Annotated in this window: 15 protein-coding genes and 3 tRNA genes; 4 read left to right on the top strand and 14 right to left on the bottom strand. The window is 40.0% G+C overall.

Annotation, left to right across the window (positions count from 1 at the left end):
• Positions 1-83: 83 nt before the first annotated feature.
• From VUI23_RS09870 to malQ, 7 genes are all read right to left on the bottom strand, one after another.
• Positions 84-1,757 carry an AGCS family amino acid carrier protein gene (locus tag VUI23_RS09870; RefSeq protein WP_216046463.1) on the bottom strand — a complete coding sequence of 558 codons (1,674 nt, stop codon included), beginning with the start codon at positions 1,755-1,757 and terminating at the stop codon, positions 84-86.
• 64 nt (positions 1,758-1,821) lie between these two features.
• Positions 1,822-2,949 carry a M14-type cytosolic carboxypeptidase gene (locus VUI23_RS09865; RefSeq protein ID WP_342808273.1) on the bottom strand — a complete coding sequence of 376 codons (1,128 nt, stop codon included), beginning with the start codon at positions 2,947-2,949 and terminating at the stop codon, positions 1,822-1,824.
• 218 nt (positions 2,950-3,167) lie between these two features.
• A complete protein-coding gene (locus VUI23_RS09860; protein WP_216046462.1) occupies positions 3,168-4,613 on the bottom strand; it encodes a glyceraldehyde-3-phosphate dehydrogenase in 1,446 nt (481 codons plus the stop codon).
• Between the two features lie 247 nt (positions 4,614-4,860).
• Entirely contained in the window at positions 4,861-5,253 is a 393-nt protein-coding gene (msrB, locus tag VUI23_RS09855; protein ID WP_342808082.1) for a peptide-methionine (R)-S-oxide reductase MsrB, read from the bottom strand.
• 30 nt (positions 5,254-5,283) lie between these two features.
• Positions 5,284-7,359 carry a glycogen debranching protein GlgX gene (gene glgX / locus VUI23_RS09850; protein ID WP_216046460.1) on the bottom strand — a complete coding sequence of 692 codons (2,076 nt, stop codon included), beginning with the start codon at positions 7,357-7,359 and terminating at the stop codon, positions 5,284-5,286.
• 4 nt (positions 7,360-7,363) lie between these two features.
• Positions 7,364-9,547, bottom strand: coding sequence for a 1,4-alpha-glucan branching protein GlgB (glgB, locus tag VUI23_RS09845; RefSeq protein ID WP_216046459.1), 2,184 nt, complete (start codon positions 9,545-9,547; stop codon positions 7,364-7,366).
• A gap of 73 nt (positions 9,548-9,620) precedes the next feature.
• Complete coding sequence (gene malQ / locus VUI23_RS09840) at positions 9,621-11,816, bottom strand: 4-alpha-glucanotransferase (protein WP_303499824.1); 2,196 nt, start codon at positions 11,814-11,816, stop codon at positions 9,621-9,623.
• Between the two features lie 451 nt (positions 11,817-12,267).
• Between malQ and gap the strand changes: the two genes are divergently transcribed.
• Both gap and VUI23_RS09830 read left to right on the top strand, forming a co-directional pair.
• The gene (gene gap / locus VUI23_RS09835; RefSeq protein ID WP_216046457.1) at positions 12,268-13,263 is read left to right on the top strand and encodes a type I glyceraldehyde-3-phosphate dehydrogenase; all 996 of its coding nucleotides are present in this window, start codon (positions 12,268-12,270) and stop codon (positions 13,261-13,263) included.
• Between the two features lie 151 nt (positions 13,264-13,414).
• The gene (locus VUI23_RS09830; protein WP_216046456.1) at positions 13,415-14,257 is read left to right on the top strand and encodes a D-hexose-6-phosphate mutarotase; all 843 of its coding nucleotides are present in this window, start codon (positions 13,415-13,417) and stop codon (positions 14,255-14,257) included.
• 132 nt (positions 14,258-14,389) lie between these two features.
• Here VUI23_RS09830 and VUI23_RS09825 read toward each other — a convergent pair.
• The 5 genes from VUI23_RS09825 to dnaQ form a co-directional block, all read right to left on the bottom strand.
• Positions 14,390-14,466 (bottom strand) — tRNA-Asp (locus VUI23_RS09825).
• A 25-nt stretch (positions 14,467-14,491) separates the two neighbouring features.
• Positions 14,492-14,568, bottom strand: a tRNA-Asp gene (locus tag VUI23_RS09820).
• A gap of 24 nt (positions 14,569-14,592) precedes the next feature.
• Positions 14,593-14,669, bottom strand: a tRNA-Asp gene (locus VUI23_RS09815).
• 211 nt (positions 14,670-14,880) lie between these two features.
• The gene (locus tag VUI23_RS09810; protein ID WP_342808271.1) at positions 14,881-16,278 is read right to left on the bottom strand and encodes a TIGR03503 family protein; all 1,398 of its coding nucleotides are present in this window, start codon (positions 16,276-16,278) and stop codon (positions 14,881-14,883) included.
• A 46-nt stretch (positions 16,279-16,324) separates the two neighbouring features.
• Positions 16,325-17,041: a DNA polymerase III subunit epsilon gene (gene dnaQ / locus VUI23_RS09805; protein ID WP_216046455.1), complete on the bottom strand. Its 717-nt coding sequence runs from the start codon at positions 17,039-17,041 to the stop codon at positions 16,325-16,327.
• Between the two features lie 73 nt (positions 17,042-17,114).
• Here dnaQ and rnhA point away from each other — a divergent pair, with 73 nt between their 5' ends.
• Positions 17,115-17,573, top strand: a complete 459-nt coding sequence (gene rnhA, locus VUI23_RS09800) for a ribonuclease HI (RefSeq protein ID WP_216046454.1) — start codon at positions 17,115-17,117, stop codon at positions 17,571-17,573.
• 39 nt (positions 17,574-17,612) lie between these two features.
• On the opposite strand, the gene VUI23_RS09795 is transcribed toward rnhA, so the two are convergent.
• Positions 17,613-18,587, bottom strand: coding sequence for an NAD(P)H-quinone oxidoreductase (locus VUI23_RS09795; RefSeq protein ID WP_342808269.1), 975 nt, complete (start codon positions 18,585-18,587; stop codon positions 17,613-17,615).
• A 109-nt stretch (positions 18,588-18,696) separates the two neighbouring features.
• Here VUI23_RS09795 and VUI23_RS09790 point away from each other — a divergent pair, with 109 nt between their 5' ends.
• Positions 18,697-19,884, top strand: coding sequence for a class I SAM-dependent methyltransferase (locus VUI23_RS09790; protein WP_342808080.1), 1,188 nt, complete (start codon positions 18,697-18,699; stop codon positions 19,882-19,884).
• 71 nt (positions 19,885-19,955) lie between these two features.
• Here the strand turns inward: VUI23_RS09790 and VUI23_RS09785 are convergent, their stop codons facing one another.
• A complete protein-coding gene (locus tag VUI23_RS09785; RefSeq protein WP_216046452.1) occupies positions 19,956-20,258 on the bottom strand; it encodes a PilZ domain-containing protein in 303 nt (100 codons plus the stop codon).
• Positions 20,259-20,317: the final 59 nt, after the last annotated feature.

Genomic DNA, 20,317 nt, shown 5'->3' with positions numbered 1-20,317 from the left:
TTATACTCCAAATACAAAACGTTGACGGTAGTTTTACCTCCGTCAACGCTACACAAATCGATTATTGCTTATATTTTACTAAATCAGGATTTATTTTCTTTATTAAATCTTTCCCAATAATCCTTAACCGAACTTTTCATCTCTTTACTGAGCATTAAAATACCAAACAAGTTCGGTAAAGTCATGACAACGATAGCGACACTTGCCAATGTCCAAACTAACTCAGTGTCTGAAAATGAAGCCCAAACAAAACCGGCAACATAAACCACTCGGTATGGCATTACTGAGCGCGGCCCGAGTAAATAAGTCATTGCCCTATCACCATAATAAGACCACGCGATGGCAGTCGAAAAGGCAAACAACAATAGTCCAACAGAAACTATGTATTGGCCAAAATCACCGAAAAAGCCTTTAGTAAATGCAATAGTGGTTAAGCGCGCCGAGTGTACCAAAGATTTCCCGGTTAAAATCAAGTTTTCTTTTACAATGCTGCCATCCACTATTTTGACTGAGCCGGTGAATAAATCTTCGTTTCCACCCACGGTAAACATCACATCTTCAGCCAAAGAACGAGCATGAATAATCGTAAAACCACTACTCACCGCTTTGCCAGATACAACTTGAATATCACCATTGTATTTTTCAACGCTTGAACTACCGATATTATTTAAATAGTGGTACAAGTTTTCTCTGTCTTGTGGATCTTCTTCAGAGTAACTACCCGCGACTATTTCTAAACTGGAGCGTTCGAATTGGTTGATATGTTTATCTTTCCAAACACCAGAAGATAAAATAACGAGACCGGTCAAAGTACAAATAACGATAGTATCGATAAACGGCTCTAATATTGAAACCATACCTTCAGACACAGGCTCTTTGGTTTTTGCTGCCGCGTGAGCGATGGGAGCTGAACCTTGACCCGCTTCATTGGAGAATAAACCACGATTCACACCTCGGTTAAATGCATACGCAATAGAAGCGCCTAAGAAGCCTCCCGTTGCTGCTGAACCGGTAAACAAATCTGAGAATATTGACGTAAATGAAGGTCCGATATTTTCTAAATTGGCGAAGATTACGGCTAAAGCTCCGATTAAATAAATCAGCGCCATAAAAGGCACAATTTTAGATGTAACCGCTGCTATACGTTGAATTCCACCTAAGATGACTAACGCAAGTAGAATCCCTAGTACACTACCAACAATCCAAGGTTCAAAGCCGAAGGTCTCTTCAATACTAGTGGCAATACCATTACTTTGCGGTAAATTACCTGTACCGAAAGAACTGATTACCGTTGCAATCGCAAATGCCACCGCTAACCACTTCATATTGAGACGTTTATCCATGTAATACATGGGGCCTCCAGCCATAGTGCCATCTTCGGTTTTTTCGCGATATTTATGAGAAAGGGTCACTTCAACAAATTTGGTAGTCATACCAAAAAATGCAGTCGCCCACATCCAAAACAATGCTGCTGGTCCACCGAGGAAAATAGCAAATGCTACACCACTAATATTTCCGGTACCGACAGTACCGGATAAAGCTGTAGTTAAGGCTCTAAAATGACTGGTATCACCGGGAGAATCATCACTATCAAACTTACCGGTAACCACTTTCCACGCATGCTTAAAATAACGTATTTGCGGAAAACCTAGAAAAATTGTAAAAAACAGACCTGTTCCCAACAAGATAAATGGAAACAGAGCATTGCCCCCTAAAAAACTATCTAATAGCTTTAAAAAATCATGAAAAACTTCCAAACGACTCCCCTTTTTTTATTGTTATATCGTGTTTAATACAAGTTTCTAATTGTGTTTTATTTCACTAACGTAAATCATCAATCACAGCATTCACGGCTACGAGTAAATCTTCACCTAACTGTTTGCATCTTTCTGGAGACCAGCCATAAGCCGCATCTGGCAAAAGCGCATTATCTTTAAATGGCATTTCCAAGGTATAAGCTAAACAATCATATAATTGTCCAACCGCATTAGTCGCCACTGTCATATTACCTTCACCAGGTGCATCTTTGTCGTAACCAAACTCATCTTGGAATTCCGGTGTGACCGTTAAAAAAGCTGACTTAAACGCATTTTCTAACTTTTCGATTCTTTTACTGTAGCCGGGATTTCCTTCAGCACCGGCGACAAAATTATAAGGTAACGATTCGTCTCCATGAATATCTAAAAACAGATCTACCCCTGTCTCACGCATTTTCTGCATAACCAAAAAGACTTCAGGGCTTTTTTCTAAACTAGGAGATTGCCATTCTCTATTCAGGTTTGTGCCAACTGCATTAGTGCGCAAATGACCACGGACGGAACCGTCTGGGTTCATGTTAGGCACAACGTAAAATATTGCTTTGTCTAGCAATCTTCTGGCCACTCCGTCATCAGGATCGAAAAGACGCATTAATAGCCCTTCAATTAACCATTCAGCCATGGTTTCGCCGGGATGTTGTCTTGCTGTTATCCAAACTACGGGTTTTTCTTCTTCGGCTTGCCCTATTTCTAACACTGACATGTCGCGACCATCCAATGTTTCACCTAAATGGTGCAATTGACAATCGTTATTCACTTGGGCGCTAGCTAATAAATCTAAATGTCGTTCGTAACTGTAGGGTGCAAAGTAAGCAAAGTAGGTGTGTTTATGCTCTGGGGTGAAGGAAATAGTTAGATTGTCACCATCAAAGACACTGTCGACTCTAAACCATTCCTGTCGGTCGTAAGACGCTACAGCTTGATAACCTTCCCACCCTTCAGGATAGGCAGATTTAGCCAAGTCACTAATTTTAATCTTATGCTCTAAAAAGGGAGTGGAATCTAATTTAAAATGAAACCATTGATAAAATTCAGACTGGTTGTCATTTCTTATTTGTAATTCGATTTGTTTTGGATTTTCTGCGTTGATTACGACGATATTGCCAGAATCAAAATTGCTGCTTATATTCACATTCAGACTCACTGATATTTTAACCGACATCAATCTACCATAATCTGATAAAAAATGGGTTAGGCTGAACCACTAATTTAGATAAAAAAATCAAATTGGCTCATAAATATAAATAACTAAAAGAGAAGTATTTCGCGCGGGGATATCGAGTAAAACAGCTTGCCGCCCTAATCAAATGGACTTTCTGACCAAAACGGCAAATCTGTGAATTTAATTTTTTAAGCTGGAATTGTTGGGTAAGTTAAACCTGCCATAGCTTGCACTACGCGCATAACCTGACAACTATATCCAAACTCATTATCATACCAAACATATAAGGTAGCACGATTACCTGCAACGATAGTGGCTTGCGAATCAACCACTGATGCTGCTCGTGAACCAACTAAGTCAGTAGATACAATTTCAATAGACGAAGTAAAATCTACCTGGTGTTGCAATGAAGAAAACAATGAAAGGTCGCGCAAGAAATTATTCATTTCCTCTTTATCTGTCGACTTATTCAAATTTAAATTCAAAATAGCTAGAGATACATTTGGCGTTGGTACACGTATCGCGTTGCCAGTTAATTTACCTTCTAACTTCGGATAGGCTTTGGATACGGCTTTTGCTGCGCCTGTTTCCGTAATAACCATATTTAATGCTGCACTGCGACCACGTCGCTCTGCTTTGTGGAAATTATCGATTAGGTTTTGGTCATTGGTAAATGAGTGAACCGTTTCAACATGACCGTTTTCAATACCAAACTGCTCATCTAAGGCTTTTAATACTGGTGTAATAGCGTTAGTTGTACAACTAGCGGCCGACAGAATAGTATCGTCGCTGGTAATATCACTATGGTTTACACCGTAAACAATATTTTTAACGTCGCCTTTTCCTGGTGCGGTCAAAATAGCCTTTTTAGTGCCTTTCGCTTTTAGGTGTAGACCTAAACCGTCGCGGTCACGCCAAATACCCGTATTATCAATGACAATGGCATCTTTTATACCAAATTGAGTGTAATCAACACTGTCTGGGGAGTCTGCGTAAATAACTTGAATAAATGAACCATTCGCTTTTATAGCATTGCGTTCGTGGTCAACTGTTATGCTGCCACTAAATGGACCATGAACAGAATCTCTGCGTAGTAAGCTGGCACGCTTTTCTAAGTCACCGTCTTTTCCGCCACGAACGACAATGGCTTTTAGGCGTAACTTATTGTTTTTACCTTGACGCTCAATAAGCAATCGAGCCAACAGTCTTCCAATTCGACCGAAGCCGTATAAAACCACGTCTTGAACTGGGTGATTATCTTGCTTTCCTGCAATACTAACTAGCTGTTCATCTAAGTAGGACTTGATGTCCATATCTTTAAATTTATCATCGTGATGATATGCGTAAGCTAATTTACCTAAATCAATGTGTGCAGGTGCTAATTGAAGCTTGCTCATTTCTTCTAGAATTGGCCAACTTTCTCTTAGTCGAAGTTTATCACCTGTATGACGTCTAACTTTACGGTGAGATTTTATAATGTCGATAGCGCTGGCACCTAACATAGGTCTTCCAAAAATCGAGATTTCAACAGCGCTGTCACGATATAATTTACCAAGTACAGGCTGCATCAATTCAGCGTATTCTTGACGCTCTTGCCAACTGCCCATGAGTTCCTGTTCAAACTGCTGATTCATTCTTTACTACCCTAATTTGTTAATAGCATCAAAAAACGCGGGTATTCTAAAGGTAGTTATGCATATCACCAAACTGGTATAAAGTTTCAATTTTTAGACAAAATAGTAATGAAAGCAGGTATTGAATGTAATTTTACCTCATAAATTTCCGTTATGAAGGAGAACAACGCCTTATGCAGGAAATTAGCTAGGAATTCCTGTAAAAATATTACAAAAATTATTTCTAACTATTTTAAAAAACTGCGATTTATTCCGCTTTTTCAGGTGAAAACTTAACGGAAATTGAATTGACGCAATAACGTTGGCCTGTAGGTGCTGGGCCATCGGGGAAAACATGTCCTAGGTGAGCTTCACAATTTTTGCACACTATTTCAATTCGTTGCATACCCAATGAATTGTCTTCATGGAACGCCACATTGTCATGTTTAGTGTGTGCGGAAAAAGACGGCCAACCACAACCTGAATCAAATTTATCTTCAGATGAAAAAAGAATACTGCCACAACAAGTACAGGTGTAGTTCCCAGTATCTTTATTATGCAGCAATTCCCCAGTAAAGGGTCTTTCAGTGCCTTTTTGTCGGCATACTCTATATTCTTCTTCGGTTAACTTTTCACGCCATTGCTCATCGGTTAATTTCATCGAAATCTCCAAAGTAGAATTTAATACTGATTAATTACAGCTTCGTTTAAATACAGTAACACTTCGATAGGCTTGCAGGAATACATTCGATATTTTGGTTTTAGGTTGTAACGACGGCTTCTTGTATCGTGTATCAAGTTCTAACGTCCAAATTCCGCTTGGTAGTTGAAAACGAACATCATGATCGTAGGTATTAAAAATTAACAACAAATGTTCGTCTGTATGTTTGGGGCATCCTTTCAATTCAACCGCAAAAGATTGTTTATGGGGATCTTGCCAATCCGAATCCAATTTATTTTCACCATCGGGTCGATACCAATTCACTTCATCAACGTTGTGATGAAGATTGTACTCGTCATCTTTTAAAGACAAGTCGGTTAAAATAATGCTGCTTTTTCGCAATGCAATCACTTGTTTACAGAATGCCAGAAAGTCTTGTTGTGACTCGTTTAATTGCCACTGTGACCAATTTACCTCGTTATCCTGACAGTAGGCATTATTATTCCCTTGTTGTGTTCGACTCAGCTCATCGCCACCTAACACATGGGGAATGCCTTGGGAAAGTATTAAGGTCGCGAATAAATTACGCTTTTGTTTTTCGCGCAATGCATTGATATTTTCGTCCTTCGTTGGCCCCTCAACACCGTAATTAGCAGACAAGTTATGCCCATGACCATCTCGGTTATCTTCTAAATTGGCTTCGTTATGCCGACTCGAATAACAAACTAAATCATGTAACGTAAATCCGTCATGATAAGTCACATTATTCACTGACGAATGAATTGAGCGCCGACCTTTTGGGAATATATCTCTGGATCCTAATAAGCGGGTTGCAAATTCTCCGGTTAAACCGACATCACCACGCCAAAAACCTTTAACCGTATCTCTGAACTTGTCGTTAACTTCTTGCCAGTTAGCAGGAAACTCTCCCAAACGGTAGCCACCATGGCCAATATCCCAAGGTTCTGCTATCAACTTAACGCCAGCCAAAATAGGATCTTGACGCAGTGTCGTTAAAAAGCCTGAAGTGCTTGAAAATTCATAAGGATCTCGCCCTAACCCAGCGGCCAAATCAAATCTAAAGCCATCCACGCCCATATAACTAACCCAATACCGCAATGCATCCATCGCCATCTTCATGACATAAGGTGAAGCCGTATTGACACTATTGCCGCATCCAGAATAATTGACGTAATGCTCGAAATTCCTAAGATCGTGTTCATCTTTCTCAAACAGATAAAAAGACGCATTATCAAATCCCTTAAACGACAATACTTGGCCATCAAAGCCCCCTTCCGCGGTGTGGTTAAATACCACGTCCAAAATAACCTCTAATCCCGCTTCATGGTATTTTTCCACTAAGGTTTTGAATTCAGCAATAGGGTCATCAATGGCATAGCGCATCTCAGGGCAGAAATAATTAATTGGGTTGTAACCCCAATAATTTGTCAGTCCTTTTTCAGTGATATAAGGCTCTGGCATAAACGCCATAACGGGTAAAAATTGTACAGCCGTCACCCCCAACTCTTTTAAATGCTGAATAATTGCTGGTTGGCAAGCACCAAGATACGTGCCTCTGAGGTTTTCAGGAACATCGGGATGGAGTTTTGTCAGGCCCTTAACATGGGCTTCGTATATGATAGTTTCGCTTAACGGAGTGCGAGGTCTTTGATGGTCGTCGGTTAAAGGTGGATTATTTTCAGCGACAACCACGCACTTTGGCATCATTAAAGCGCTATCACCTTCATACTTTTTGCGGTTCCAATGTAGCGCGCGATTTAATTGCTTTGCGTAAGGGTCGATCAATAATTTTTCTGGATGGAAACAGTTACCATTACAGGGTTTGTTCTCGCCTTGGGTGCGATAGCCATATAACTGGCCGGCTGAAACACCTTCAATATGGCCATGCCATACTTCACCAGTTTTTGCTTTCAATTCAAAATATTCTATTGGTTCTTCAGTGTCTTGCTTAAAAAGACAAAGCAACACTTGTTGAGCATTTGGACTGTGGACTGCAAAATTACAGCCCGTTTCTGTTAAAGTCGCACCTAAAGGAAGGCATTCACCTTCGGTTACTGAAAAACCATGTTGTTTTGAATTAGCCAAATTTTCACTCTGTTATTTGTAACATCAATGTAGCCAAAGGAGGCATATTAATACGAATAGAATAAGGTTGATTATTCCATTTTACCGCTTCAGATTGTACATTTTTAAGTACCTTGTAACCACTACCCCAATATTTTTTGTCGTCAGAATTAAGTATTAAATGGTATTCACCTTCTTCAGGAACCCCTACTCTAAATTCATCCCTTGGTACTGGCGTAAAGTTACTAACCGCAATCACCGTTTGCTGTCCATTTTTAGACTTTCTCAATAACGAAAGCATAGATTGCTCAGCATTCCCATGATCGATCCATGCAAACCCATCAGGATCATGATCACTTTCATATAGCGCAGGATAAGTGCGATATATGTTGTTTAGATCTCGATACAAAGATTGAATGCCTTTGTGTTTATCAAAATTAAGCAAATCCCATTGTAATGAAGCGTCATGATTCCATTCAGAACTTTGCCCAATTTCATTGCCCATAAAATTCAATTTTTTACCTGGGTGTGCATACATAAAGCCAGCATAGCATCTCAGATTGGCGGCTTGCTGCCATTCGTCACCAGGCATCTTTCTAAGTAATGCCCCTTTACCATGCACCACTTCATCGTGGGAGATAGGTAGAACAAAGCTCTCACTAAAGGAATAAACCATGCTGAAGGTTATTTCACCATGATGATAACGTCGGTAGGAAGGGTCTTTACTGATGTAATGCAACGAATCGTGCATCCACCCCATGTTCCATTTAAATCCAAAACCTAAACCACCTTCGAATACGGGTTTAGACACTTTAGGAAACGAAGTCGACTCTTCGGCGATGGTCATTGCCCGAGGGAACTTCTCATAAACGGCTTTATTCATCCATTGCAAAAAGCTGATCGCTTCGTAATTTTCGTTTCCGCCATCAACATTGGGGATCCATTCACCATCTTTACGGGAATAATCCAAGTACAACATAGATGCTACAGCATCTACACGCAGTCCATCAATGTGGAAATGTTCTATCCAAAACAATGCGTTGGCCACCAAAAATTGACGCACTGTATCTTTACCAAAGTCATAGATACAAGAGTTCCAATCTGGATGCCAGCCTTTACGCGGATCTTCGTACTCGTAAACATGAGTACCATCGAAACGAGCTAATCCGTGACCATCTTCGGGGAAATGCGCCGGTACCCAATCGATTATAATGCCAATACCATTTTGATGGCATTTATCTACGAAAAATTTAAAGTCGTCGGGATCGCCAAATCGACTAGTGGGTGAAAACAAGCCTACAGGTTGATATCCCCAAGAGCCATCGAACGGAAACTCAGAAATCGGCAATACTTCCAGATGAGTATATCCCATGTCTTTCACATAAGGGATAAGGTCATCGACCAATTCGCGGTAACTTAAATAGGTTTTATCTGGATCAGTTGGTCGCTTCCAGGAACCTAGATGCACCTCATAAATACTCATTGGCTGTAAGTATTTATCTGCTTTTGATTGCTCTATCCATTCAGCGTCATTCCATTGATAATCATTTTGATTAAATATAATTGATGCGTGAGATGGATACTGTTCAGCACTAAAACCCACAGGATCAGCTTTGTGAGGCAGTTGATTGCCATTCGCATCTTTAATTTGATATTTATATCGTTGGCCGGCAGATAAACCTGGAATAATTAAAACCCAATAACCCATTGACGTTTTTTGCATCGGATGGCAACTGCCATTCCAATAGTTAAAATCACCAATAACAGATACAGCCTTAGCGTTAGGCGCAAAGACCGCAAATCGAGTTGCCTCTATTTTTTTATCCAGTCCAACGTCTAAAGATATTAACTGTGCCCCCAATTGCTGATACACATTTTCAGGGGCATGATCAACATAGTGCACCGCATGGAATGCTTGTTCTTGAAACTGATAAGGGTCTATAAGGTCATAGGTAGTTTCTTTAGTTTCCACTTTCAAACCATAAACCAAATCTTCTTTGACCTTTTTAAACTGACCACAAAACAAATCTGTTTTGTTTTTTCGCTTTAGCTTGCCAACGTTTTTTCCAGAATCTAAGTCAAACACACTGACATTTTTTGCTCCGGGTAACCAAACATTAAATTGGGTTATTTCTTCAATGGTTTTTTTACCTAAAAATTCAAATGGTTCAGTACAATTAGCTTGCTTTAATTCTTCTTCTATTAACATTGATTCGCCTTATGGGTTAACGTCAGTTCAAAATATAGAACCTTAACCGTTTAAGTAAAGTATAATTACAGAATTACTTTGCGTTGTCTCTAGCCTTCGTTAGCTTTTTCGCTAAAAGCACAATATCGGGATCAGAGAATATTTGCTCTAAATCCTGATTTAGTTTGCGCTTCCAGTTTGGATATTCTTTGAAAGTACCAGGTATGTTGACAGGTTTATCCATTTGTAACCAGTCTTCAAGTTGCAAACTGAGTAATGCGCTAGACCCAGTTGCCATATGCACCTGCATGTCATAGTTTAACTCTTTGCTCATACCAAGATGATCTACTTGACGATCCATCCATTCGGGAATGGCATGATGTCCATGCAGACTATTCAAGATTTGCTGCTTATTACTGTGTCTACTGGTATACAGCCCCGACAATATTTCCTCAGTAGGATACAACCCCAGTTCTTTGCCAAGTTCTAAATCGTGACAATGCCAATATCCCGACAACGTTGGCATATCATGGGTGGTTAATGTTGACATAGATTGAACCGGATAATCTGATGGAGAATAAAAACCGCCGTCTTTAGCTTGTTCAAAAAAGAACACACGGTAAGAGTAAACACCGTTATCAGCTAATTTACTGCGGATTTCTTCAGGTACGGTTCCTAAGTCCTCACCAATGACTAAACTTTGATGACGCTGGCTTTCAAGGGCTAAGATACCTAATAAATCATCTACAGGATAATAAACATAGCCGCCATCTTTTGCATTGTCACCTTTTGCTACCCACCACAAACGAAGTAACGCCATCACGTGATCAATTCTTAACGCTCCGGCAGACCTCATATTTGAATCAAACAAATCAATAATAGGTTGATATTGCTGATGATAGAGTTTCTCTGGATCCATTGGAGGCAAGCCCCAGTTTTGTCCTAACGGACCAAGCACATCAGGCGGCGCGCCTACGCTAGCATCTGTGCAATACAAATCTTTATTTCCCCATATCTCTGCGCTGCCTTCACTCACACCAACAGCCAAATCACGATAAATACCAATAGACATGTTATTTTGTGTTGCGACTTGATTAGCTGCTTCTAGTTGCAGCGCGGCTTGCCATTGCAAAAACAAGTAAAATTTGACACGTTTTGCATTCTTTTTAACAAATTTAGATACCGCTGGCGACTGAAAATCAGCATATTCTTTGGGAAAAACAGGCCATCCCCAAGAGGGTTTTCCTTGGTTAGCCAAGTGCTCTTGCAAAGCATCATATGTGGCTAACATTTGCAGACTATCCCCCCCCTCTTTCACAAACTGTTTAAAGGCTTTATTCTGCTTAGTATTTTTACTTAAAAAGTGGCTATTTTGATTATCAAATACACGCTCAAGGGCACCTAATTTTAATTGAGTGACCGCTTCGTAATCCACATATTCCAAACTGCGCACATGATCTAGGCGCGATTGAAATTCTGCATTATTCACCAATTCTTGTACATCAGGACAGTTATAACCATCAATAGCTGTCACATCTAGATATATAAAATTAAGCCAACGTCTGGAAGAAGGTCCATAAGGGCTGCACGCATCTGGATTTGCTGGATAAAGTGCATGAATAGGATTCAAACCAATAAACTGTGCACCGTTTTTAGCAGCAGACGCAATCAATTGAGCCAAATCAGAGAAGTCTCCAACGCCCCAGTTATTTTCGCTTCGAAGGCAGTAAAGCTGTACGCTTAACCCCCAGACTTTGCGGCCATCTAGAATCGATTGAGGATGATAACAAGAAGAAGGTGCCATTATCATTCGCATTGCTGCAATCTGATCACCGTCATCCGCCAACAGTTTGAGTTGATGGTAACCTAGTGGTAAAGAATGATTTAGTTTAATTAGGTATTCTTGAAACTCTATATCTTCAATAATAGTCGCGTTGATTAAATCACCATCTATAGGTACAAACTTTTGTTGTAATGTACTTTTGTCTTCACAGTCGATGGCGATGACAAAGTCATCATTAACTAATTCTATTGGAAGCCTAACCGTAATAAATAACTCATCCGTATCACGATTTACTTGAACTGGATTAAGTGGAGACATCCAAATTTGTTGAAACTCTGTTTCTACCTGAGCGATTAACGATTCCTCGTCATCAACTTGGTAACCCATGGCGCTCAATAATTTGCGTTTACTTTGTTGTTTAACTATTTCGGGTTTGCCCCATGCATCAATGTAGTTCGATTCTACACCTTTTATATCTACAAGCTTGTCGATAAGAGGAGAAGTCATGCCGCTTTGTGTCCTATTAATATAGTACTTTGACGAGTTTTAAGAATAGCCTCGTCTCATATAAAACTGAAATTTTACTTAATAAGTGGTAAATGTGCGTTGATATATTGTCAATTTTTTCATTTACTACCTAAGTAGCGAATTTAAAGACTCACCATCATGCTTGATTAAATCCCTATTCATTGATCTTCAAAGACTATTAAATAGAACTTCGTTTCTCAAGTCTATATGAAGTTAACAGACCAACAAGGTACTAATTTTACCCCACAGACTCTGTTATGATGGTGTCTACATTATCCGTCATAATGTTAATAAATCGTTATTGAATACGTTTGCAGTGAATATATCGTAATAAAACAACAAATTTCAGGGTTTTTTTTGCCTTATAGGCAATTATGATCCATAATTTTTGTAATTATCTTACAACCAAATGTGAAATTGAGGAACCTTCATGGCAATCAAAATTGGAATTAATGGCTTTGGCCGAATTGGACGGTTTGTATTTAGAGCTGCATGCGAACGCTCTGATATTGAAGTTGTAGCAATAAATGATCTTCTAGATCCTGATTATATGGCTTATATGCTTCAGTATGATTCTACGCACGGAAAATTTAATGGCACTGTTGAAGTAGTTGACGGTCATCTAGTCGTAAATGGCAATACAGTACGTGTAACTTCAGAGCGTGATCCTGCTGACCTTAAATGGAATGAAGCGGATGTTGATGTGGTAGTGGAATGTACAGGTTTATTCCTTACCGATGAAACTGGACGTAAACATATACAAGCCGGCGCTAAAAAAGTGGTCTTTTCTGCACCGTCTAAAGATGCGACTCCTATGTTTGTTATGGGTGTTAATCATGAGACATACGCAGGTCAGGACATTGTTTCTAACGCCTCTTGTACAACCAATTGTTTAGCGCCATTAGCAAAAGTACTGAATGATAAGTTTGGTATTGTTGACGGTCTAATGACCACTGTTCACGCAACAACAGCTACGCAAAAAACGGTAGACGGTCCATCGCACAAAGATTGGCGTGGCGGACGTGGTGCAAGTCAAAATATTATCCCATCTTCAACTGGTGCTGCTAAAGCAGTGGGGAAAGTAATTCCTGCATTGAACGGTAAATTAACCGGAATGGCATTTAGAGTACCAGTGGCTGATGTTTCAGTAGTTGATTTGACAGTTAATTTAGAAAAGCCAGCTACTTACGATGAAATTTGTGCCGCAATGAAAGAAGCTTCTGAAGGTGAACTAGCCGGAATTTTAGGTTACACCGAAGATGCAGTGGTATCGCAAGACTTTATTGGCGATGTTAGAACATCTATTTTTGATGCTAAAGCCGGTATTGCTCTAACCGACACTTTTGTAAAAGTCGTTTCATGGTACGACAATGAAATTGGCTACTCCAATAAAGTGCTTGATTTAGTGGCTCACATCAGTAAATAAGTTTAATAAAATTTTTAAACGTAATAAAGCGACCTTATGGTCGCTTTTTTTATGTTATTCCAATCTACTTTAGTTAATAATTCTTATAGATCATATTATTACCCATCCCAAGGGTATTAATAATTACAATGTTTAAAATAGGTATTTGAGTATGAACACACCATCTAGTATCTCCACCAGTAAAAGAGGTGAGAACGATATATTGGAAATCAACAATGATTTTGCGAAAGCGACAATTTCTTTATTTGGTGGGCATATTCTAAGTTACATTCCCAAAACAGATAATATAGACAGACTTTGGGTCAGCGACGCTGCGATATTTGATAACAAAACAGCAATACGAGGTGGGATTCCAGTATGCTGGCCTTGGTTTGGCGATGGGCATAAACAAAATAGAGATGACCTGCCCGCTCATGGATTTGTCCGCAACCAAATTTGGTCTTTGGACTCAGCCGAAGAAAATGACCAGGGTACACAATTGGTATTGACGCCCAAATCCACACAAGGGCCTGGATGGGCATTTAAAACCACTTTAAAACTCAAGGTTACTGTGGGTAAAACCTTGGTGCTAGAATTGATTACACGCAACATGGACGCTGAAGATATTCATCTTGGGTGTGCACTACATACGTATTTTAGTGTGGACGATATTGATGGGGTAACGCTAGCCGGATTAAGCGGTCCCTATTTAGACAAAACTCAAAACTATGAACAATTTGAAACACCAGAAACCTACCGAATAAAAGAAGAAACCGATCGTGTCCATTTACATCCAGCGGTATTGGTTGAAATCAACAATGGCCATCATATCAGCGTACGTTCAACAGGACACGACAGTATTGTAGTTTGGAACCCTTGGAAAGATAACTGCCTAAGGATGAAAGACATGCAGCCGGATAGCTATGAAACCATGATTTGTGTTGAAACAGCTATTACACAAGGCAAAATACTTAAAAGCAAAGAAGAAGTTATTATCAAGCAGCAAATAATTTAACTAACAGACTGGTAAGTAATGTTGTTGCTAAAAGGATTTGAGACTAAAACGGATTTAATATTAGAAAGGATTGTTCTTAGATGTGATTGTGCTTAGATGTGATTGTAACTAGATGTCTAGTGTTGTTTTAAATGGCGGAGTGGACGGGACTCGAACCCGCGACCCCCGGCGTGACAGGCCGGTATTCTAACCAACTGAACTACCACTCCGCATTTTAAAACAGAATAAATTTGCTGGCGGAGTGGACGGGACTCGAACCCGCGACCCCCGGCGTGACAGGCCGGTATTCTAACCAACTGAACTACCACTCCATTCGCAAATTTTCTTCAATATGTTGGCGGAGTGGACGGGACTCGAACCCGCGACCCCCGGCGTGACAGGCCGGTATTCTAACCAACTGAACTACCACTCCGCTGACCTATTGAAGCGCTGTTAACTAGTTTTGTATAACCCCCTAGTCAACCGCGGCGCAGATAATAAGGGTTCACTATTGGCGAGTCAACCAGTTTTTTCGTATATCCTAACCTTATCCATCTATTTGTTTTAATTTTGTGCAAAAGTGTCGAAGTTGCTCAATAATTACACGCCATTTATCGACCTACGGCGATAACGCATTTATTGGTTTAATCCTTTTTGGGAATAGAAAGATCGATAATTCCGCTTTCTTCACTATTCTCCTTGTTTGGAGTAATTTCTGGCTGTTGAACGTTTTTCTTCGAAAACTTATTTTTAATTTTATTAAGCATACCGACTTTTTGACTTTCAACTTGGGTGTTTTCTGGGTCTTTCGGTTTTTTAGGCGGTTTTAAATATAACCACAAAGTCACACAGCCAATAACAATGATGATGAAATTAATTCCAATAATTAGCCCCCAGAACATCAATTGTGACATTTGCTGTTCTTCAGGCTCTGGTTGACTAGATGGCGGAGATTGTTCTAACTGTGAGCTTGCATCAATATTATTTTGACCATCAGCCCCAGTCGTTTGCATTTGCGGCTCAATTACCACCTCAGGTTCTTCTACTAAATATGTATACTCTGGTACATCTAAGATGAAGTCCCGACCACTTTTGGTATTGCCATAAGCAGTTAGTTTGATGCGGTAGACGCCAGACTCATAATTAACAATTAAATATTCTCGTGCATTTGGCGTTTGTTCTGTTAATGAAAAGTTTTGTACATCACCATTTGGGAAACGTACTTTGCCATCAATCAACAGCGAATTCATATCTACGTATTCTCGCTCAGCATCAATCACCAATTTGTGATATCCATCCCCTCCTCCATCTTCGATCATACTAATCTTTATTGGATTTGGATAAAGCATCAGCGGCGGATCAACCTGTTCTCTGGTGAGCATGGGGGTATTTACCACAAACACCGGTGTCCACTCACCGTTGGCTACCGATAAATTAAATTGTCCAGTAAAGACTCCGTCTAGCGGCGTTTCATCCATACCGCGACCATTATCTTCAAAGGTCGCAATAGTCGCGACTTCAGCACCAAAATTGTTGTAGTTGGGATTATTTGTACTTACAAATTTGATTTCCAAGGAAACAACATCGCGAAATTCAGTGCTGTCAATAGGTTCACCGCCATTGGTTAAATGCGCGCTTTGCTTTAAGATTTCCCCTGAAAATAGCACATCAGGAAGCGGTTTTGCGTGAAGTTCAATATCGGTTATCACCATCACTCGGCTATCAGGCAATATTTGCCCTACAGCCTGCCATGGACCGGGAGTGGGATTTTTGATGTTGACCAGATCATAAGTCGCCGCGTCATACCAAAAAATATTCTCGCCATCGGCGTCCGCTTCAAATATTTTTGAGCCATCGGGTTTTACAAGAACAACAGGAGCGCTGCCAAATTCACGAAAAAATACCATTGTGATTTCATCTACTTGGTAATCTATCCGGAAGCGATTTTGCAATAGCTTTATACTATTGTGATATTGATCACCTAATTCATGAAGTGGTTGCTGATTTTCTGCCGCAGGGGTTTGGGCATAAATTTGAGTTATGCTAAAAAGTGACAGCAATACAATTGCTGTCCAATGACCGATTAACTTAATTTGGCTGACGCCAGATACAAGAACCACTGCTGTCCTCTACAAGTTTTAAACGTGCTTGATGTTGTTCTAATTCATCGGCAGATGCTTGAATAACCTTGAATGGTTTTCGGTTTGGATCTAGACGTTGAATGATGTTTGCATTGTTATTGTTATTTTCATTTGCTTTATTGCCACTTAAATTTAAATCTGTTTGCCCGCCGGTCATCAACAAATAAACATCAGCCAGAATTTCTGAATCCAGCAAAGCGCCGTGCAATTCACGATGGGAATTATCTATTCCATAGCGCTTACAAAGAGCATCCAAATTATTTTTTTGCCCTGGATGTAACTCTCTGGCCAAGGCTAAAGTATCCAGAACAGTACAGATTTCTCTGCTTTTAATTGGGTTGATAGCATTCATCAACTGAAATTCATGATCCATAAAGCCGATATCAAAAGGCGCATTATGAATAACTAACTGGGCACCACGAATAAAATCAACGAAGCCTTGGCATATTTCTCTAAATTTGGGTTTATCTGCGAGAAATTCATTCGTTATACCGTGAACTTCTATGGCTTCTGCTTCTACAATACGTTCTGGATTTATGTACACATGAAAATGGTTGCCGGTAAGTTTACGGTTAACGAGCTCAACACAACCTATTTCAATTACCCTGTGACCCTGTTTAGGATCGATACCGGTAGTTTCCGTATCTAAAACGATTTGACGCATTTATATCAACTCAAGTGGAATTAGTAGTAGCAATCATTATACTTGCCTGTAACTTTAAATCACGAATATTTCTATGAAGCATATTACAATTTATACAGATGGCTCTTGTCTTGGTAATCCTGGCCCTGGCGGTTACGGTGCAGTTCTTAAGTTTAATCAGCATGATAAAGAAATAAGCCAAGGCTTTAAGCATACAACGAATAACCGTATGGAGCTATTAGCCGCAATCGAAGCCTTGAACACCCTCACAGAGCCTTGTCAAGTGACGCTCACTACCGATAGTCAGTATGTTAAAAACGGCATAAATCAATGGATAAAAAACTGGAAGAAAAATGGCTGGCGCACGTCAGACAAAAAACCAGTTAAAAATGCAGATTTATGGAAGAGACTTGATGAGCAAGCGCAAAAACATACGATAAAGTGGGAATGGGTCAAGGGACACTCAGGACACCCAGAAAACGAACGCTGTGATGTGTTAGCCAGAACCGCTGCCGAATCCTCGAATTTACTGGAAGACAGCGGTTTTCAATAACCTAATGCGAATTGTCTAAGAAGCAGGGGCCGTCCCCTGCTACCAAGTACAAATTAATTTGCCAATAGTGTCATTGTCTTCCATTCGAGTATGCGCCTCAGTAATCTTCTCAACGGCATAAACGGTATCAATTACAGGCTTCAATTTTCCAGTCTTAAATTCGTCTAAAAATCTTTGGCTAAACTCCGTAATTAACTTCGTTTTATACTCATCGCTGCGATTTCTGAGAGTAGACCCTTGGATTTTCGCTCGCTTACCTAATAATAAGCCCATATCCAAGTTATCGCCAAAGCGACCATTTAGCATGGCTAACTGAATAATACAGCCATCCATATTTAGCACTTTCAAACTGCGATTAGTGTATTCAGCGCCGATAAAGTCGATAACCACATCGGCTTTAAACCCCGTAGACGATAGCGCATCGGCAAAGTCTTGCTGCTGATAGTTAACTAATGTACTTGCACCTAAATCAGCGCAGACTTGTAACTTTTCAGGAGAAGACGCAGTTACCGCAATGCTGGCACCGATCAAATTAGCCAGTTGAATTGCAGCAAGTCCTACTCCACTTGCGCCAGCATGGATTAATGCAGACTGACCTTGTTTAAGTTGACCAATATCACAAAGACTTTGATAAGCCGTTAAAAAGACTTCAGCAATGCCCGCCGCTTCAGCACAACTTAAGTTGTCAGGGGTTTTAAACACATGGTCACTCAGAATTTTGGCGTATTGCGCATAACCGCCACCTGCCACTAATCCAAATACCCGCTCACCTTCTTTTACCGTTGTGACATTACTGCCCACGGCCACCACAACACCGGCAATTTCCAAACCTAAAATTTCACTTTCACCTTTAGGCGGTGGATATTTTCCTTGGCGTTGCAAAGTGTCAGCTCTATTTACGCCAAAAGCATTAACTTTAACTAACACTTCGTTTGATTCAATTGTGGGGATAGTAGTGCTATTCATTTTAAGGGACTTCGGTGACTCACCTTTTTCAAAATCCACAAATGTCATGCTCTGTTGACTGTTCAAAAATTACTCCATATGTAAAAAATAGAATCGAATTTAGCTATCATATAGTGACTGCTGTACAATCTCAAAATTAGTCAATTTTGGAATTTTTATGAGTGCATCTGTCATTCTACACCCCGGCCGGGAAAAATCTTTATTACGTAGACATCCGTGGATATTTAACAGTGCTATCAAAGAACACAAAGGCGTTGTTCGTAATGGCGACACCGTAGATATATTCAGTGGTGAAGGTGAATTTCTTGCCAAAGGAGCATGGTCTACTGAGTCGCAGATCCAATTGCGGGTTTGGACATTTGATCGCCAAGAAGTGGTCGACAACGGTTTCTTTTTGCGAAAACTAGATCAAGCGATAGCATTGAGAGAGTCAATTGTATTAAAACACGGTTTAACCGGATATCGAATAGTCGCGGCTGAATCCGACGGTTTGCCGGGTATCACTATCGATAAATATGCCAACGTTATCGTCTGCCAATTACTCTCAGCTGGTGCTGAAAAGCACCGCAAAAAAATAGTTTGGGCATTAAACAAACGCTTTCCTGATTGCAGTATTTTAGAACGCAGTGATGTAGCAGTTAGAGCAAAGGAAGGCTTGCCAGAAATTGTTCAAACCTTACATGGTGATGTACCCGATGAGGTCATTATTGAAGAAAATGGGGTTAAAATCATTGTCGACCTCATTCAAGGACATAAAACTGGGTTTTATCTAGATCAACGAGATAACCGCGCCATTGCCGGAAGTTATGCTGACAATAAGAGTGTATTAAATTGTTTTAGTTATACTGGAACATTTGCCTGTTACGCCCTCAAAGGTGGTGCTAATAGCGTAGTCAATATGGATGTATCTGAAAATGCGTTAGCGACAGCCAAGCGAAATCTTGAAATAAATAAGCTAGATATATCTAAAGCGAGTTTCGTTAAAAAAGACGTGTTTGAAGCCTTGAGGGAATATCGTGACAATGGCACAACCTTCGACATGATCGTGCTTGACCCACCTAAATTTGTTGACTCTAAAGCATCTTTAAATAGAGCCTGTCGAGGATATAAAGACATTAATATGCTGGCAATGAAAATTCTCAATCCGGGCGGCATACTGTTAACCTTCAGCTGTTCAGGACTTTTGTCTTCCGATTTATTTCAAAAAGTGGTGGCAGATGCTGCTTTAGATGCGAATAAAACCGTACATTTTTTGGAAAGATTAGGGCAAGCTCCCGATCATCCAGTTGCCAGTAATTACCCAGAGGGTTTTTATTTAAAAGGGTTGGTTTGCAGAGTAAGTTAACTAAATTTGCAATATAAATAGCTAAAAGACCAAGTACATTATGCTGCTTGGTCGTTTAGCCAAAATGCTTGTTAATTCATTTCGATGATTTCAACACCAATAATACAACTACTATCTGTGCTGCTATCACAGCGAACAACTTTCGCTTTAGCACTTAGAGAAGGTATTTGACTGCTGGTCGATTCAATCGCGACGTCAACAAGTGTTCCTATTTCAACAGACTCTTCCTCAACTTCAAAAGACATGCCTGTGGCACTAATGTCCTTGCAAACTGCAGGCATAGAACGAGTCGATTCGTCATCGTGAACTGTCAACTCACAGGGTGAGTTCAACATCATCCGAAAAAAGTTTCGCTTGTCATCGTATCCCAACATCTTTTACCTCATCCTAACTATAAACACCTATCACTTTTATAGGGTGCATCTGCTATAAA

Origin of the sequence: Alteromonas sp. M12, from assembly GCF_037478005.1 — a bacterium.
GTDB lineage: Bacteria > Pseudomonadota > Gammaproteobacteria > Enterobacterales > Alteromonadaceae > Aliiglaciecola > Aliiglaciecola lipolytica_A.
This window is presented reverse-complemented; position numbering and strand designations above follow the sequence as displayed.